Source organism: Mycolicibacterium boenickei (assembly GCF_010731295.1).
GTDB lineage: Bacteria > Actinomycetota > Actinomycetes > Mycobacteriales > Mycobacteriaceae > Mycobacterium > Mycobacterium boenickei.
Genome location: NZ_AP022579.1, coordinates 6,464,661 through 6,482,041, shown reverse-complemented (window position 1 = coordinate 6,482,041; position 17,381 = coordinate 6,464,661). Strand labels below are relative to the sequence as shown.

The window sequence follows — 17,381 nt, the reverse complement described above, 5'->3', positions numbered from 1 at the left end:
ACAAGGTCCGCAACATCGGCATCATGGCGCACATCGACGCCGGCAAGACGACGACGACAGAGCGCATCCTCTATTACACCGGCGTCAACTACAAGATCGGTGAGACGCACGACGGTGCCTCCACCACCGACTGGATGGAGCAGGAGCAGGAGCGTGGTATCACCATCACCTCCGCAGCCGTGACCTGCTTCTGGAACAACAACCAGATCAACATCATCGACACCCCCGGGCACGTCGACTTCACCGTTGAGGTGGAGCGCAGCCTGCGTGTGCTCGACGGTGCCGTTGCCGTCTTCGACGGCAAGGAGGGTGTTGAGCCGCAGTCCGAGCAGGTGTGGCGTCAGGCCGACAAGTACGACGTGCCCCGGATCTGCTTCGTCAACAAGATGGACAAGCTGGGTGCGGACTTCTACTTCACCGTGCAGACCATCAAGGACCGCCTCGGCGCCAAGCCGCTGGTGATCCAGCTCCCGATCGGTGCCGAGAACGACTTCGAGGGCATCATCGACCTGGTCGAGATGAACGCCAAGGTGTGGCGTGGCGAGACCAAGCTCGGTGAGAGCTACGAGACCATCGAGATCCCCGCGGATCTGGCCGACAAGGCCGCCGAGTACCGCAGCGAGCTCATGGACACGGTCGCCGAGACCGACGAGGCGCTTCTGGAGAAGTACCTCGGCGGCGAAGAGCTCACCATCGATGAGATCAAGGGCGCCATCCGCAAGCTGACCGTGAGCAGCGAGCTGTACCCGGTGCTGTGCGGCAGCGCGTTCAAGAACAAGGGTGTGCAGCCGATGCTGGACGCCGTGATCGACTACCTCCCGTCGCCGCTGGATGTCGAGTCCGTCAAGGGCCACGTCCCCGGCAAGGAGGACGAAGAGGTTCTGCGCAAGCCGTCGACCGACGAGCCGTTCGCCGCGCTCGCGTTCAAGATCGCCGTGCACCCCTTCTTCGGCAAGCTCACCTACGTCCGCGTGTACTCGGGCAAGGTCGAGTCCGGCGCCCAGGTCATCAACGCGACCAAGGGCAAGAAGGAGCGTCTGGGCAAGCTGTTCCAGATGCACGCCAACAAGGAGAACCCGGTCGAGTCGGCCTCCGCTGGTCACATCTACGCGGTGATCGGCCTGAAGGACACCACCACCGGTGACACCCTGTGCGATCCGAACCAGCAGGTCGTGCTCGAGTCGATGACCTTCCCGGATCCGGTCATCGAGGTGGCCATCGAGCCCAAGACCAAGAGTGACCAGGAGAAGCTGGGCACCGCAATCCAGAAGCTCGCCGAAGAGGACCCGACCTTCAAGGTGCACCTGGACCAGGAGACCGGCCAGACCGTCATCGGCGGTATGGGCGAGCTGCACCTGGACATCCTGGTGGACCGCATGCGTCGCGAGTTCAAGGTTGAGGCCAACGTCGGTAAGCCGCAGGTGGCCTACCGCGAGACCATCCGCCGCAAGGTGGAGAAGGTCGAGTTCACCCACAAGAAGCAGACGGGTGGCTCCGGCCAGTTCGCGAAGGTGCTGATCGACCTCGAGCCGTTCATCGGCGAGGACGGTGCCACCTACGAGTTCGAGAACAAGGTCACCGGTGGTCGCATCCCGCGTGAGTACATCCCGTCGGTGGATGCCGGTGCGCAGGACGCCATGCAGTACGGCGTGTTGGCCGGCTACCCGCTGGTGAACCTGAAGGTGACGCTGCTCGACGGCGCCTACCACGAGGTCGACTCCTCGGAAATGGCGTTCAAGGTGGCGGGTTCGCAGGTGCTGAAGAAGGCCGCCCAGGCGGCTCAGCCGGTCATCCTCGAACCCATCATGGCTGTCGAGGTCACGACGCCCGAGGATTACATGGGCGACGTGATCGGCGACTTGAACTCCCGCCGTGGTCAGATCCAGGCCATGGAGGAGCGCAGCGGTGCGCGTGTCGTCAAGGCACAGGTGCCGCTGTCGGAGATGTTCGGCTACGTGGGCGACCTTCGGTCGAAGACCCAGGGCCGGGCGAACTACTCCATGGTGTTCGACTCGTACGCCGAAGTTCCGGCGAACGTGGCGAAGGAGATCATCGCGAAGGCGACGGGTCAGTAGGCTCGTCGCGGCAACTGTCGCGGGCACACAACTGAACACATCAACACTGCTTTAAGTAAAAGCACCAACAAGTCCAGGAGGACACCACAGTGGCGAAGGCGAAGTTCGAGCGGACGAAGCCGCACGTCAACATCGGGACCATCGGTCACGTTGACCACGGCAAGACCACGCTCACTGCAGCAATCACCAAGGTTCTGCACGACAAGTACCCCGATTTGAACGAGTCGCGCGCATTCGACCAGATCGACAACGCGCCTGAAGAGCGTCAGCGCGGTATCACCATCAACATCTCGCATGTTGAGTACCAGACCGAGAAGCGCCACTACGCACACGTGGACGCCCCCGGTCACGCCGACTACATCAAGAACATGATCACCGGTGCCGCCCAGATGGACGGCGCGATCCTGGTGGTCGCCGCGACCGACGGCCCGATGCCGCAGACCCGCGAGCACGTGCTGCTGGGCCGCCAGGTGGGTGTGCCTTACATCCTCGTGGCCCTGAACAAGTCGGACATGGTCGACGACGAGGAGCTCCTCGAGCTCGTCGAGATGGAGGTCCGCGAACTGCTGGCCGCCCAGGAGTTCGACGAGGACGCCCCGGTCATCCGCGTCTCCGCGCTGAAGGCGCTGGAAGGCGACCCGAAGTGGGTCAAGTCGGTTGAGGACCTCATGGAGGCCGTCGACGAGTCGATCCCGGATCCGGTTCGCGAGACCGACAAGCCGTTCCTGATGCCCGTCGAGGACGTCTTCACCATCACCGGTCGTGGCACCGTGGTGACCGGTCGCGTCGAGCGTGGCGTGATCAACGTCAACGAAGAGGTCGAGATCGTCGGCATCCGGCCGACCACGACCAAGACCACCGTCACCGGTGTGGAAATGTTCCGCAAGCTGCTCGACCAGGGCCAGGCCGGCGACAACGTCGGTCTGCTGGTTCGTGGCATCAAGCGCGAGGACGTCGAGCGTGGCCAGGTTGTGGTCAAGCCCGGCACCACCACCCCGCACACCGAGTTCGAGGGCAGCGTCTACATCCTGTCCAAGGACGAGGGCGGCCGCCACACGCCGTTCTTCAACAACTACCGTCCGCAGTTCTACTTCCGTACCACGGACGTGACCGGCGTGGTTACCCTGCCCGAGGGCACCGAGATGGTGATGCCCGGTGACAACACCGACATCTCCGTCAAGCTGATCCAGCCCGTCGCCATGGACGAGGGCCTGCGCTTCGCGATCCGCGAGGGCGGCCGTACCGTCGGCGCTGGCCGGGTTACCAAGATCATCAAGTGATCTAGCTACACACAACACAAGAGCGGCGCTCACCTCCGGGTGAGCGCCGTTTTTGTTTTCCGGCGTGTTGGTGCTGGGTCCGGTGTAACGCCTGTGGTACCTGAGACGATCTTCATTGCATAGTCGAGCTACACGGGTTGGGGACGAACATGTTGCGACGGATATGGGCGCTGGCTTCAGCGGCAGTTCTTGCCGGCACGGCGGTCGGATTCGCGGCGGGAATGGCGCAGGCCAGTCCCGGGTGCCCGGACTTGCACTGGATCGGTGTCGCCGGTTCGGGTGAGCGGGACGATCCGACGACCGACGACGGCATGGGCCGGGTGGTCTACAACTCCTTGCGCGACCTGTCTCAGTGGGTTCAGCAGGATGGCCGTACGATCACCGCGGAGGCCGTGGTGTACCCCGCGGCACCGGTACCGGCCGACGGGGACCTGCTGGGCTGGGGCGGCTTCATGAGCAGTGTCGACACCGGCGTCGCGGCGCTGGGGAATCAGTACGCGGCGTTCACCCAGCAATGCCCGGCCAGCAAGGTCGTCCTGGCCGGCTATTCGCAGGGTGCGATGGTGGTGCACCGCAATCTTGCCGGGTTGGCGGGCAGCCCCAATCTGGCCGCCGCGCTGTTGGTCGCCGACGGTGACCGGCTGCCCGCCGACCCCACCGTGAACCTGGGCACGGCCACAGCCGTGACCGGAGCCGGCAAGGGTGTCGCGCAGGACTGGCCGATCCTGGCCCACGCTCCGGCTCCGCTGCCCGCCACGATCGGCAGCCGCACGATCAGCGTGTGTGATCGCGGGGACGCGGTGTGCGACTACGACGAGGACGCCGAAGAGGTGACCGCCACCGCGATCGCCGTGCACACCAGTTACGCCCGGTCGAGCAGCGGTGGATACCGGTGGACCTGGCCGTTGTACCGGATGCTGGGCCCGTCGCCGATGCAGCAGCAGACGGTGCAGGCGGGCGGCGGTACGGATGGAGTCGTTCACTCCTGATCTGCCCGGTCTCTGGCGTTAATCTGATGGCGCCCGAGACGACGACAGGAGTCCGCGATGTCCACCTTCCTGCGGTACTTACGCATTCAGGCCTTTGTTCTGTTGTGCGGCATCGTCGGTCCGATCTTCCTGATCATCTACTTCGCCAGCGGTGGCGACCCGATGATGAAATGGATGTTCTGGACCGGCCTGTTGGTCACCGCGATCGATATCCTGATCGCGCTGGGGCTCACCGCCGCCGGGGCGAAGTCGGCCGCGCAGAACGAGAAGCTCGAGCAGGTGGGCGTGTTGGCCTTGGCCCAGGTCACCGGTATCCACGAGACCAATACCCGCATCAACGAACAGCCGCTGGTGAAGCTGGATCTGCAGATCTCGGGGCCCGGCATTGCGCCGTTCGCCAGTCAGGACCGTGTGCTGGCCTCGGTGTCGCGGTTGCCCATGATCACCAACCGCAAGTTGGTCGCGCTGGTCGACCCGACCACCAACGAGTACCGGATCGACTGGGAGAGAAGCAGTCTGGTCAGTGGTCTGATGCCTGCGACGTTCACGATCGCCGAGGAGAACAGAACCTACGACCTGACCGGTCAATCCGGCCCGCTGATGGAGATCCTGCAAATCCTCAAGGCGCACGGCATCGGCATCAACAGCATGGTTGATCTGCGGGCCAATCCCGCGGCCCGCGAAGAGGTGCAGGCGGTGGTGCGACGCGCGGACACATACTCTTCGCACGAGCGCTCATCGGCGACGCAGCAGTCGGCGCCGCCTCCGCCCGTGGCGACCACGGAGCCGGGCGCACCGTCGGCGCCCTTCCTCGCGCCGCCGGCACCGTCGACCGCCCAGCGGCTGCAGGAACTGGAAACGTTGCGTGCGACGGGTGCCGTCAGCGAGGAGGAGTACACCTCGAAACGGCAGCAGATCATCGCCGATCTCTGATCTGGTTCAGGATCAACCCGATTGGTGCGTTTACCGTTTGCGTCCGGCAAGTTCACCGGCCGTTTGGCGAACGTGCTCTATGGTTGACCGCATTCATGATCGTTCAGGCACCGTCCAGCGCACTGCGAAAGACGACATATGACCACGGCTGAACCGAAGACGGAATCGACGGGCCAGAAGGTCAGCCTGCCGACGCTGACCGCGATGGTGGTCGGATCGATGGTCGGGTCCGGGGTCTTCCTGCTGCCGCGGCGGTTCGGCGCGGAGTCCGGGGTGCTCGGGGCGATCATCGCCTGGACCATCGCCGGCACGGGAATGTTGATGCTGGCATTCGTATTCCAGCGGCTGGCCACCCGCAAACCCGATCTGGACGCCGGGATCTTCGCCTACGCCAAGGCCGGGTTCGGCGATTACGTCGGATTCAATTCGGCTTTCGGGTTCTGGGCATCGGCATGTGCGGGCAATGCGTCGTACTGGGTGCTCATCATGGCCACCGCCAGTGCGATGTTCCCGCAACTGGGCGACGGCAGCACCGTGCTCGCGGTGTTGGTCTCCTCGATCGGGGTGTGGCTGTTCTGCTTCCTGATCCTGCGCGGGGTCAAGGAAGCGGCGGTGATCAATCGGATTGCCACCGTTGCCAAGATCGTTCCCATCGTGGTGTTCATCGTGATCGCGCTGATCGCGTTCAAGGCCGGGGTGTTCGCCGACAATTTCTGGGGTGGCTGGAAAGCCGAAGGAGGCCCGTCGGCCTCGGTTTTCGAACAGGCCAAGGGCACGATGCTGATCACGGTGTTCGTGTTCATGGGCATCGAGGGCGCCAGTGTGTATTCGCGTTATGCCAAGAAACGCGAGGACGTCGGCCGGGCGACCGTCATCGGATTCCTGTCCGTGCTCGCTGTTTTCGCTCTGGTCACCCTGGTGTCCTACGGCGTGTTGCCTCAGTCCGAACTCGCCAACGTCAGCCAGCCGTCCATGGCCTCGGTGCTCGAATCGATCGTGGGCCCATGGGGTTCGGTGTTCATCCGGGTGGGCGTCGTGCTCTCGGTGCTGGGTGCGTATCTGGCCTGGACCCTGATGGCCGCCGAGATCCTCTACATCCCCGCCAAATCCGAGGACATGCCTAGATTCCTGGCCCGCACGAACAGCCACGACGCGCCGGTGACAGCCCTGGTGATGGCGGGCGGTCTGGTGCAGCTGCTGCTCATCCTGCTGCTGTTCACCTCCGAGGCACTGGATTTCATGCTGGACCTCACCGCGGCGCTGGCGTTGATTCCCTATTTCCTGGCCGCCGGTTACGCCCTGAAGCTGGTGCTGACCCGCGAGACTTACGGAGACCGGAGACCACCGCTCGCGGACGGCGTGGTGGCGGGCCTGGCGACGGTGTACACGTTGTTCCTCGTCTATGCCGCCGGATTCGACCACCTGCTCCTGTCGTGCATCCTCTACGCAGCGGGCGCGGTCCTGTACGTGATGGCCCGCCGGGAACGCGGCCTGCGGCTGTTCACGCCGCCCGAGGCGGTGTTGTTCGTGGTCATCCTGCTCGGGGCGGTGGCCGGAATCGTCGGGTTGTTCACCGGACACATCCAGATCTAGTGCCACACAACGTGAAAGGAAGATGATGTCGAATCCGTCCGCCACGTACGGCGTGCACTCCGAGGTCGGGAAGCTGCGTAAGGTTCTGGTCTGCTCACCGGGGCTGGCCCATGAACGGCTCACTCCGACCAACTGTGACGACCTGTTGTTCGACGACGTGTTGTGGGTGCAGAACGCTCGGCGCGACCACTTCGACTTCATGTCCAAGATGCGTGACCGCGGTGTGGAGGTCGTCGAGCTGCACAACCTGCTCACCGAGACGATCGAGCTTCCCGAGGCCAAGGCGTGGCTGCTGGATCGCAAGATCGTGGCCAACGAGGTGGGCGTCGGGTTGGTCGACGACACCCGCGGATTCCTGGACTCGCTCCCGGAGCGCCGACTCACCGAATTCCTCATCGGCGGCCTGTCCACCCGGGATCTGCCGGCCGAGGTCCGCTCCGGGTACCTGGCTCTGGCCCGCGAGGACACCGGCGTCAACGAATATCTGATGCCGCCGCTGCCCAACACGCTGTACACCCGCGACACCACCTGCTGGATCTACGGCGGGCTCACGCTCAACCCGCTGTTCTGGCCGGCCCGGCATGACGAAACCTTGCTGATGAAGGCGATCTATCAGTTCCATCCCGACTACGTGGGGTCGACGGTGTGGTGGGGTGACCCGGAAAAGTCCTGGGGCCAAGCCACTCTCGAGGGTGGTGACGTACTGATCCCCGGCAATGGCGTGGTGCTCATCGGGATGAGCGAACGCTCGTCCCGGCAGGCCATCACCCAGGTGGCCGCCGAACTGTTCGCCAGCGGCGCCGCGGAGAAGGTGATCGTCGCCGGCATGCCCAAGCTACGTTCCGCCATGCACCTGGACACGGTGTTCACCTTCGCCGACCGCGATGTGGTGACCATCTATCCGGAGATCGTCGACAACATCGTCGCGTTCACCCTGCTGCCCAGCGATACCGAACCGGGCGTCGAGGTGGTGCCGGAGTCCAAACCGTTCATCGAGGTGGTGGCCGCCGCGTTGGACCTGCCGAAGCTTCGTGTCGTCGAGACCGGCGGCACCGCCTACGACTCGGAGCGTCAGCAGTGGGACAGCGGCAACAACCTGGTCGCCGTCGAACCCGGGGTGGTGTTCGCCTACGACCGGAACACCCACACCAACTCTCTGCTGCGCAAGGCCGGCGTAGAGGTGATCACGATCGTCGGTGCCGAGCTGGGCCGCGGCCGAGGTGGCGGGCACTGCATGACCTGCCCGATCATCCGCGATCCCATTCAGTGGTAGGAGTCCAGGAACACGTTCTACTTCTGCTGTTAGCCTGTGGCCAGACTCACTGAAAGGACCCTGGCATGGCGGCAGGTAACGCAACACTGGAAGGCCGGGTGGCATTCGTCACCGGCGCTGCACGCGGCCAGGGGCGCGCGCATGCGGTGCGATTGGCCAACGAGGGTGCCGACATCATCGCGATCGATGTGTGCCGGCCGGTCGACGACACCATCACCTATCCGGCCGCGACGTCGGAGGATCTGGCCGAGACCGTCGCCGCGGTCGAGGCCGCGGGCCGCAAGGTGCTGGCGCGTGAGGTCGACATCCGAGATCTGGCGGCCCAGCAGCAGGTGGTGGCCGACGGCGTCGAGCAGTTCGGCCGGCTCGACATCGTGGTGGCCAATGCCGGGGTGCTGAGCTGGGGCCGGTTGTGGGAGCTGAGCCCCGAACAGTTCGACACCGTCGTCGACGTCAACCTCAACGGCACCTGGCGGACCATCCGGGCCGCGGTGCCCGCCATGATCGAGGCAGGCAACGGCGGGTCGATCATCATCGTCAGCTCGTCGGCCGGGGTGAAGGCCACCCCGGGCAATGGTCACTACGCGGCCTCCAAGCACGGCCTGGTGGCCCTGACCAACACGCTGGCACTCGAAGTGGGCGAGTACGGCATCCGGGTCAACTCGATCCATCCCTACTCAATCGACACTCCGATGATCGAGCCGGAGGCCATGGCTGAGATCTTCTCCAAGTTCCCGAGTTTCCTGCACAGCTTCGCCCCGATGCCGTATCACAAGGTGACCGATGGCAAGAACGAGGGACTCGCCGCGTTCATGGCGCCCGAAGAGGTTGCCGATGTGGTGGCCTGGCTGGCCGGCGACGGTTCGGCCACCCTGTCGGGCAGCCAGATCGCCGTTGACCGGGGCGTGCTCAAGTACTGATCTCCCGCGACCAGACATAAAACTGCCCATTTCCGCGCGGAAATGGGCAGTTTTATTGGGGGCCCCTCCCGCTTGCGGGGGACTGCTCGGCGGACTCAGCCCGGGAGGACGAGAACCGGAACCGGACTGTGCCGCAGGATCTTTGATCCATGTGATCCCAGGAAGACCCGGGCCACCGCGCTGCCCGGCGAGGTTCCGATCGCCAGGATCTCGCCCTCGAGCCAGTCGACGGCATCGAGGGCTTCGCTCCAGTCGTTGCCGGTGACGACCTGCAGTTCCACGTCGTCGCCGATGATCTTGTCGTCCTTCAACCGGGTCATCGCCTGCTGGGCCTGTTTCGCCCACTCCTGCAGGATCGCGTCCTCGGCATGCAGACCGACCGTCGGTGGATACATGTTGCGGCCCCGGACCGCGAAAGTGACCATGCGCATGGGCGTATCGAGCCGCCGGCTCAGGTCGGTCACCCGCTGGACGACGGAAACCGACTCGGGAGTGCCGGGGTAGGCGCACGTGATGCGTGCCAGCGCACCGGATTTCGGCCGCCGGTAACCGCGGGGGCTGATCGCCAACGGGACCGGGCAGGAGTGCAGCAGCCGATCCGCGGTCGAGCCCACCACCACCTGGCCCAGCTGACCCTCGGACGCCGAGCCGAGAACGAGCAGCTCGGCGTCGAGTTCGGCGACCGCCTCCAACAGCCCGCCCGACACCGACCGGTGCGCGAATTTGTGGAAGCTGACGTCGAGACGGTCGTCGAGCGCGGCCACGTGCTGGCGTGCCTGCTCGGCCGACGACGCTGCCAACTGGGCTGCGTACTCGGCATATTCGGCGTCGACGCGGGCGGGCGATGGCGTAAGCCACGGCCGCGGGACGACGGTGGCCACCGCCAGCGAGGTGTTCAAGGTGTGGGCTGCACCGACCGCGAGGTGCAGTGCCGACGCCCCGCCCTTGCCTGCGAGGTACCCGACCACGACGGTCATCGGTTCTCCTCGGCTCCCGGGGTGGTCATGACGTCGTCCTCACCGGCGGCCGCGCCAGGGATGTAGCCGTCGCCGCCGTCGTTGAGGGCACTGTGATGCCGGCTCCACAACAGGTAGAACGCCAGGACGAGGGCTACCCAGATGCTGAACCACAGCCAGGTGATGCGCGGCAGGCCCCACAGCACGAACCCGCAGGCCAGCACGGACAGGATCGGTGTCACCGGGTAGCCGGGAACCTTGAAGGACCGCGGCAGGTCCGGCTCCCGCACCCGCAGGATGATCACACCGATGGACACCACGATGAACGCCACCAGGGTGCCGATCGAGACCAGGTCCCACAGGTAGTCCAGCGGCACGAATCCGGCCAGGGTGCCGGTGACCGCCGCGACGACGATGGTGTTGTTCACCGGAGTCATGGTGCGCGGGTTCACTTTTGCGAACATCGGCGGCAGCAGGCCGTCGCGCCCCATGGCGAACAGGATGCGGGTCTGGCCGTACATCACCACAAGGGTCACCGAGAAGATCGAGATCACCGCACCGAAAGCGAGGATGCTGCTGGCCCAGGTCTGCCCGTGCAGGATGTTGGTGAGCATCACCGACAGCCCGGCTTCGGACTGTTCGTCGGAACCGAACTCGTCGGCGGACTGGGTTCCCAGGCCTGCGAATGCGACCAGGATGTAGATGCTGGTGACGACGACGAGTGCGCCGAGGATCGCCCGCGGCATGGTCTTCTGCGGGTTCTTCACCTCGTCGCCCGCGGTGGAGACGGCATCCAGGCCGATGAACGTGAAGAAGATGGTGCTGGCGGCGGCGGTGATCCCGGCGAAGCCCTTGTCCCAGAATCCGGCGAAATGGTCCGTGGTGAACGCGGTGAACGCAATGGCCACGAACATGGCGAGCACCGCGAGTTTGAGGATCACCATGACGGTGTTGACCGCCGCGGACTCGCTGGCGCCGCGGATCAGCAGTAGCGCGCACATGATGATCAGGACGGTTGCCGGCAGGTTGATCAGGCCGGGGTTGTCACCCCATGGGGCGGCGGACAGCGCGTGCGGCAAGCGCCAGCCGAACCAGTTGTCCAGCAGCTGATTCAGATAGCCGCTCCAGCCGATCGCGGTGGCCGACATGGAGACGCCGTACTCCAGCAGCAGGCACGCCGCGACGCCCATGGCGATGAATTCGCCCATCGTGGTGTAGGCGTAGGAATAGGTGGACCCCGAAACCGGTACGGCTGCGGCCATTTCCGCGTAACAGATCGCCGACAGCCCGGCAGCGATACCGGCCACCACGAACGACACCAGCACCGCCGGACCTGCTTTGGGGACGGCCTGCTGCAGCACGATGAAGATGCCGGTGCCGACCGTGGCACCGACGCCGAACAAGGTGAGTTGGAACGTGCCGATACTTCGTCGGAGGTGGTCGGACGCGCCGTGGGCGACCGGCGCTCCGAAAACCGGCCTTCGCCGCAGCATCTGGCCGGTCAAGTTGTTGGCTGGGGCGGACATGGTGCCTCCTTGGTGCCGGATCAACCGATTATCGGCGCGCCTCGGTCAGGGTGTCAGCGAATTGGTCAACAGCCCAGTCGAGCTCGTCGGCGGTCACCACCAGCGGTGGGGCGAACCGCAGGGTCGAGCCGTGGGTGTCCTTCACCAGCACACCGCGTTCGGCCAAGGCCAGGCCGAACTGCTTGCCGGTGCCCAGGTCCGGGTCGATGTCCACGCCGGCCCACAGGCCCATGCCGCGAACCGCGGTCACCCCGTGCCCGATCAGTCCGGTGAGCCGCTTGTGCAGGTGCTCGCCGAGTTGGGTTGACCGGAGCTGGTATTCGCCACGGCGCAGCATGCCGACAACCGTGGTGCCGATGGCCGCGGCCAGTGGGTTGCCGCCGAAGGTGGAACCGTGCTCGCCGGGGTGCAGCACGCCGAGGATGTCGCGGTCGGCCACCACCGCGGACAGCGGTACCACGCCGCCGCCCAGAGCCTTGCCGAGCAGGTAGACGTCTGGAACCACACCCCAGTGTTCGCAGGCGAAGGTGCGCCCGGTGCGGGCCAGGCCGGACTGGATCTCGTCGGCGATCATCAGCACGTGGTTGCGGCTGCAGATGTCGCGGACCCGGGGCAGGTAGTCGGCGGGCGGGACGATGATGCCGGCCTCGCCCTGGATGGGCTCGATCAGCACGGCGGCGGTGTTCGCGTCGACCGCCTCGGCGAGCGCCCGATGGTCGCCGAACGGCACCGACCGGAATCCCGGCGTGTACGGCCCGAAGCCCCGGCGCGCGGTCTCGTCGTCGGAGAAGCTGATGATCGTGGTGGTGCGCCCGTGGAAGTTGTTCTGCGCCACCACGATATTGGATTCTCCCGCGGGCACGCCCTTGACGTCGGTCGCCCATTTGCGGGCCACCTTGATGCCGCTCTCGACGGCTTCGGCGCCGCTGTTCATCGGCAGCACCATGTCCTTGCCGCACAACTCGGCCAGGGCCTGCGCGAACGGCCCGAGTCGATCGGAATGGAAGGCGCGGCTCACCAGGGTCAGCCGGTCCAGTTGTTCGTGTGCGGCGGCGATGATCTCGGGATTGCGGTGGCCGAAGTTGACGGCCGAGTAGGCGGCCAGGCAGTCGAGGTAGCGCCGGCCGCTCACATCGGTGATCCAGGCGCCCTCGGCGCTGTGTGCGACCACCGGCAGCGGTGAGTAGTTGTGGGCGACATAGCGATCGTCGCGCGCGATCGCGGAGGCGGTCGCAGCATCCGGGGTGGCCTGGTTGTCCACACTGTCCAGCATGGTCATGGGTGCAGCTCCAGGGTGCAGCATTTCACGGATCCGCCGCCTTTGAGGAGTTCGGAAAGATCGACGCCGATCGGCTCGAATCCGGCTTGCCGCAGCTGCGCGGCGAATCCGGTGGCGGCCGCGGGCATCACGACGTGGCGACCGTCGGACACCACGTTGAGGCCGAGGACGTACGCGTCGGCCGAGCCCACTTCGATGGCGGTGCCGAACAGTTCGGTCAAGCGCTTCCGGGCGTCGTCGCTGAAAGCCGGGGGATAGTAGGCGATCGTGGATTCGTCGAGCACGGCCAGTGCGGTGTCGAGGTGATAGAAGCGCGGGTCGACGAGCTCCAGGCTGGTGACGTCAAGGCCGGTGACCGCCGCGATCTCGTCGTGGGCGCGTCTGTCGGTGCGAAAACCGTATCCGGCCAACAGATTCGACCCGACGAGCAGCAGGTCGCCCTGCCCTTCGTTGATGTGTTCGGTGCGCACCGGGCGATACCCGGCCGCGGACATCCACTCGGCGTAGGCGTCGGCCTCGCCCGCGCGCTGCGGGTAGGCGAAGCGGGCCACCACAGCGGTGTCCCCGACCAGGAATCCGCCGTTGGCGGCGTAGACCATGTCGGGCAGGCCGGCGCGCGGTGCCACCAGGTCGACGGTGTGGCCGAGGTCGGCGTACACCCGCCGCAGCGTGTCCCACTGGGCCAGGGCGAGCGTGGTGTCCACGGGTGTGGCGGTGTCCATCCATGGGTTGATGGCGTATTCGACGGTGAAGTATTCGGGGGCGGTCATGGCGTAGTGGCGAGTTGTCGCGGTCCGTGTCGGCGCTACTGTCCCGCCGGTTTGAGGCACGGTGCCGTGCACGACTTCGTCGAAAATCGTCATGAATCGACGATATGAAGTGCCCGTAGCGCAATCAATCGCATCTTGTTGCGTGATATGCAGAGATATATTGCAGGAATCACGTGTTGGCGGCAGTTTGTTGCGTGGAGGTCGATGTGGAGCGTCTGGACGACACCGACGGCCGGATTCTGGCCGAGCTCACCGAGAACGCGAGGGCGACGTTCGCCGAGATCGGGCAGCGGGTGAACCTGTCGGCGCCCGCGGTGAAGCGGCGCGTGGACCGCATGGTCGCCGAGGGGGTGATCCGCGGCTTCACCACCGTGATCGACCGCAATGTCCTCGGCTGGCGCACCGAGGCCTACGTGCAGGTGTTCTGCCAGGGCACCATCGCGCCGGATCAGTTGCGCGCAGCGTGGATCGACATTCCCGAGGTGGTCAGCGCGGCAACGGTGACCGGCACCGCCGATGCCATCCTGCACGTGCTGGCGCGCGACATGCGCCATCTCGAAGAAGCCCTGGAACGCATCCGCTCGACGGCGCGCATCGAGCGCAGCGAGAGCATCGTGGTGCTCACCAACGTCATCGAGCGGGGCCAGCCGTGACGCACCTCATCGGCCTGCGCAAACGTAGGGTGCACTACAACGTTTGACTCCGATCGTGTAAAAACCCCACGTGACTACTTCAACGGGATCAGCGGCGGGCATCGTCATCGTCGGCGGTGGCTTGGCTGCGGCCCGGACGGCCGAACAGTTGCGTCGGTCGGAGTACGCCGGCCCCATCACCATCGTCAGCGACGAGGACCATCTGCCCTACGATCGGCCGCCGCTGTCCAAGGAAGTGCTGCGCGCCGAGACTGACGACGTCACGCTCAAGCCGGCCGAGTTCTACGCCGAGAACGACATCACGCTGCGGCTCGGCTCGGCCGCGCAGTCGGTGGACACCGCCGCCAAGACGTTGAAGCTGGCCGACGGCAGCGACGTGGCCTACGACGAGCTCATCATCGCCACCGGGCTGGTACCCAAGCGGATTCGGTCCTTCGGTGATCTGGCCGGCATCCACGTGCTGCGGTCGTACGACGAGAGCCTGGCCCTGCGCGAGCACGCCGGAAAGGCTCAGCGCGCCGTGGTGGTCGGGGCCGGGTTCATCGGCTGTGAGGTGGCCGCGAGCCTGCGCAAGCTGGGTGTCGATGTGGTGCTCGTGGAGCCGCAGCCGACGCCGCTGGCCTCGGTTCTCGGTGAGCAGATCGGGGCGCTCGTGACCCGGTTGCACCAGGCCGAAGGTGTGGACGTGCGGTGCGGTGTCGGCGTGAGCGAGGTTCGCGGCGCCGACAAGGTCGAGCAGGTCGTGCTGGGTGACGGTACTGAGCTCGACGCCGATCTCGTGGTGGTCGGTATCGGCTCGCACCCGGCGGTCGAGTGGCTCGACGGCACCGGTATCGAGCTCGACAACGGCGTGGTGTGCGACGAGGTCGGCCGCTCCAGCGCCGCGGGCGTGTGGGCCATCGGCGATGTCGCGTCGTGGCGCGATCACGTGGGTGACCAAGCGCGCGTTGAGCATTGGAGCAATGTCGCCGATCAGGCGCGCGCCATGGTGCCGGCGATCCTGGGCCAGGAGGCCTCGCCCGTCGTGTCGGTGCCGTACTTCTGGAGCGATCAGTACGACGTCAAGATCCAGTGCCTGGGTGAGCCCGAGGCCGACGACGTCGTGCACGTGGTCGAGGACGACGGGCGCAAGTTCCTGGCCTTCTACGAGCGCGACGGTGTCGTGGTCGGTGTGGTCGGCGGCGGCATGCCCGGCAAGGTGATGAAGGCCCGCGGCAAGATCGCCGCAGGCGCTCCCATCGCCGACGTCCTGGGCTGACTTCCGCTCTAGAACTGGCCGAGGTAGAACCGGCCGCCCTGGTCGTCGGTGCACTCGGCCATCAATCCGTAGTCCTGCCGTGACGGCTGCTGCAGCACGGTGCCGCCGGCCTCGACGACCCGGGTGACCGCGGTGTCGATATCGGCCACCGTCCACATGGGCACGGTCACGGCAGCCGCGGCACTACCGGCGATCCCCGACATCGGCTGGCTGCCCTGCACACCCCAGCCGTCGTTGATGCGGCCGGGCTCGAAGGTCCACGACAGCACGCGGCCGTAGAACTCCTTGAATGCCGCCGAGTCGGGCACTTCGTAGGTGAGGTACGAAAGTTCGCCCGGCCCAGCCCCGTTGAGCTCGGGGCGCGCGACGACACCGGCGGGTTGGAATACCGCGAATGCGGTGCCGCCCGGATCGGCGGCATCGAGCACGGTGCCGAACTCGAACTCCTGGGTGTCGCCCGGCTCACCGCCCGCGTCGGCGATGGCCTGCCGGGCCCGGTCGAGATCGGTCACGGCGTAGCAGCAGAACAGGGTGGGCGTGCCGGGCATCGGATAGATGCCGATGTGCTGGCGGGTGTTGGTGACCTGGCGGGTGGCCGGGTCGAAGGTCCAGCCCAACACCTGACCGTAGAAGCGGGCGGCCCGCGCGATATCGGGCGCCCAGACCGAGACGTAGCCGACGTCTCCGTGCTGGATCGGCACGACAGGGCGGGACACCGGACCGGTGAGCATCCACCGGTGACCCGACGGGTCGATGATCGACGCGTTGCGGGTGCCGTAGTTCTCGTACGGTTCGCGCTGCACCTGCGCGCCGAGGTTTCTCGCCCGTTCCAGCGCGGCGTCGGTGTCGGGGACGTCCAGCATCAGACTCACCGAATTCTCCTGTGGTGCCGGTGCTTTGAGTCCCAGCTCGGGGAACTCGTCGGCCAGGTAGAACACCCCGTCGGCGAGGGCCAGTTCGGCGTGGCCGATGCGACCGTCGGCCATCACGATCGGCTCTCCGACCGGCTCGGCCCCGAGCGCGTCGACGTACCAGGCGATGGCGGCGCGGGCGTCGGGTACGGCCAGATAGGGGATCGCCGCGGGCCGCGGGGCGGCCGGGGCAGCGGGCACAGCCTCGGGCTGGTTCAGTTCGGCGATGGCAGTGTCGGTTCCGCTCATGTCAACTCCTTCGGCGTGGATGGGCAGGGTGAGGGCCGATTCCAGCCGCGCGCGCAGCCGGGCGGCGAACACCGGATCGGGGGAAACCGGATGGTCCGCGCCGGTCAGCACGGCCAGCGGATCGTGGCTGTTGATCACGACGTCCCTCCCTCCGGCGCCGGGTACTGGGCTCTGAAAGCGCGGCGGGCCCGCACCAGCAGGGCCTCCGTGGCGTGCACGGTCCGTCCGATCAGCTCGGCGCATTCACCCACCGTGCAGTCGTCGAGGTAGCGCAGGGCCAAGACCGTGCGGTGCTGCTCGGGCAGCCGGGCCAAAACTGATTCGGCGACAATGCGATCCAGCTCGGCATCCCAGTCGTCGGCCGGATCCACCGGTTCGGGCAGTTCGGCCACGGGTACGGTGAACCGGTCGTGCCGCCTGCGGTAGTGATCGGCGAGTTTGTGCCTGGCGACCCCGATCAACCAGGGCACCGAGATCGGCGGCGGCGACGGTCTGCGGGCCGCGTCCATGGCGGCCAGGAACGTCTCCGACGTCAGGTCTTCGGCGGTTCCGCGGTCACCGCAGCGTCGTACGAAGTAGCCGTACACCACTGGCAGGGCCTCGTCGTAGCACCTCAGCAGTACCCGCGGAGCGTCAGTTTCGGCGCTCACACCCTTATCGTCGCCGCCGGGGGCCGAACTCCGACGGTGTTGTGCCGAGAATTTTGGCCGGAAAAT

General features: G+C 66.1%; 15 protein-coding genes. 9 read left to right on the top strand and 6 right to left on the bottom strand.

Annotated elements, in window-relative coordinates:
- Positions 1 to 23: 23 nt before the first annotated feature.
- The 7 genes from fusA (at position 24) to G6N57_RS31045 (ending at position 9,063) form a co-directional block, all read left to right on the top strand.
- Positions 24 to 2,075 carry an elongation factor G gene (fusA, locus tag G6N57_RS31075; protein ID WP_234793471.1) on the top strand — a complete coding sequence of 684 codons (2,052 nt, stop codon included), beginning with the start codon at positions 24 to 26 and terminating at the stop codon, positions 2,073 to 2,075.
- 89 nt (positions 2,076 to 2,164) lie between these two features.
- The gene (gene tuf / locus G6N57_RS31070) at positions 2,165 to 3,355 is read left to right on the top strand and encodes an elongation factor Tu (RefSeq protein WP_003881870.1); all 1,191 of its coding nucleotides are present in this window, start codon (positions 2,165 to 2,167) and stop codon (positions 3,353 to 3,355) included.
- A 149-nt stretch (positions 3,356 to 3,504) separates the two neighbouring features.
- Positions 3,505 to 4,344 (top strand): cutinase family protein, encoded by an 840-nt coding sequence (locus G6N57_RS31065; RefSeq protein ID WP_077742238.1) that lies wholly within the window; start codon positions 3,505 to 3,507, stop codon positions 4,342 to 4,344.
- Between the two features lie 57 nt (positions 4,345 to 4,401).
- Positions 4,402 to 5,277 carry an SHOCT domain-containing protein gene (locus G6N57_RS31060; protein WP_077742236.1) on the top strand — a complete coding sequence of 292 codons (876 nt, stop codon included), beginning with the start codon at positions 4,402 to 4,404 and terminating at the stop codon, positions 5,275 to 5,277.
- Positions 5,278 to 5,415: 138 nt separating this feature from the next.
- Complete coding sequence (locus tag G6N57_RS31055; RefSeq protein WP_077742235.1) at positions 5,416 to 6,870, top strand: basic amino acid/polyamine antiporter; 1,455 nt, start codon at positions 5,416 to 5,418, stop codon at positions 6,868 to 6,870.
- Positions 6,871 to 6,895: 25 nt separating this feature from the next.
- On the top strand, positions 6,896 to 8,143 hold the full coding sequence (gene arcA, locus G6N57_RS31050) for an arginine deiminase (RefSeq protein WP_077742638.1): 1,248 nt from the start codon (positions 6,896 to 6,898) through the stop codon (positions 8,141 to 8,143).
- A 65-nt stretch (positions 8,144 to 8,208) separates the two neighbouring features.
- On the top strand, positions 8,209 to 9,063 hold the full coding sequence (locus G6N57_RS31045) for a mycofactocin-coupled SDR family oxidoreductase (RefSeq protein WP_075921646.1): 855 nt from the start codon (positions 8,209 to 8,211) through the stop codon (positions 9,061 to 9,063).
- A gap of 95 nt (positions 9,064 to 9,158) precedes the next feature.
- On the opposite strand, the gene G6N57_RS31040 is transcribed toward G6N57_RS31045, so the two are convergent.
- From G6N57_RS31040 to ddaH, 4 genes are read right to left on the bottom strand one after another with little or no spacing between them, the layout of a single operon-like run.
- Entirely contained in the window at positions 9,159 to 10,040 is an 882-nt protein-coding gene (locus tag G6N57_RS31040) for a universal stress protein (protein ID WP_077742234.1), read from the bottom strand.
- Entirely contained in the window at positions 10,037 to 11,545 is a 1,509-nt protein-coding gene (locus G6N57_RS31035) for an amino acid permease (RefSeq protein WP_077742232.1), read from the bottom strand. The genes G6N57_RS31040 and G6N57_RS31035 overlap by 4 nt, the downstream gene beginning before the upstream one ends.
- A gap of 28 nt (positions 11,546 to 11,573) precedes the next feature.
- Positions 11,574 to 12,824, bottom strand: a complete 1,251-nt coding sequence (rocD, locus tag G6N57_RS31030) for an ornithine--oxo-acid transaminase (RefSeq protein ID WP_077742231.1) — start codon at positions 12,822 to 12,824, stop codon at positions 11,574 to 11,576.
- Positions 12,821 to 13,687 (bottom strand): dimethylargininase, encoded by an 867-nt coding sequence (ddaH, locus tag G6N57_RS31025; protein WP_077742230.1) that lies wholly within the window; start codon positions 13,685 to 13,687, stop codon positions 12,821 to 12,823. Before ddaH ends, rocD begins: the two co-directional genes overlap by 4 nt.
- 113 nt (positions 13,688 to 13,800) lie before the next feature.
- Between ddaH and G6N57_RS31020 the strand changes: the two genes are divergently transcribed.
- Together G6N57_RS31020 and G6N57_RS31015 are read left to right on the top strand one after the other, a co-directional pair.
- Complete coding sequence (locus tag G6N57_RS31020; protein ID WP_077742637.1) at positions 13,801 to 14,247, top strand: Rv2324 family transcriptional regulator; 447 nt, start codon at positions 13,801 to 13,803, stop codon at positions 14,245 to 14,247.
- 70 nt (positions 14,248 to 14,317) lie between these two features.
- Positions 14,318 to 15,505 carry an NAD(P)/FAD-dependent oxidoreductase gene (locus G6N57_RS31015; protein ID WP_077742229.1) on the top strand — a complete coding sequence of 396 codons (1,188 nt, stop codon included), beginning with the start codon at positions 14,318 to 14,320 and terminating at the stop codon, positions 15,503 to 15,505.
- An 8-nt stretch (positions 15,506 to 15,513) separates the two neighbouring features.
- Here the strand turns inward: G6N57_RS31015 and G6N57_RS31010 are convergent, their stop codons facing one another.
- Positions 15,514 to 16,803 (bottom strand): VOC family protein, encoded by a 1,290-nt coding sequence (locus G6N57_RS31010; RefSeq protein WP_174814534.1) that lies wholly within the window; start codon positions 16,801 to 16,803, stop codon positions 15,514 to 15,516.
- Positions 16,800 to 17,315 carry an RNA polymerase sigma factor gene (locus G6N57_RS31005; protein ID WP_077742228.1) on the bottom strand — a complete coding sequence of 172 codons (516 nt, stop codon included), beginning with the start codon at positions 17,313 to 17,315 and terminating at the stop codon, positions 16,800 to 16,802. The genes G6N57_RS31010 and G6N57_RS31005 overlap by 4 nt, the downstream gene beginning before the upstream one ends.
- Positions 17,316 to 17,381 lie beyond the last annotated feature (66 nt).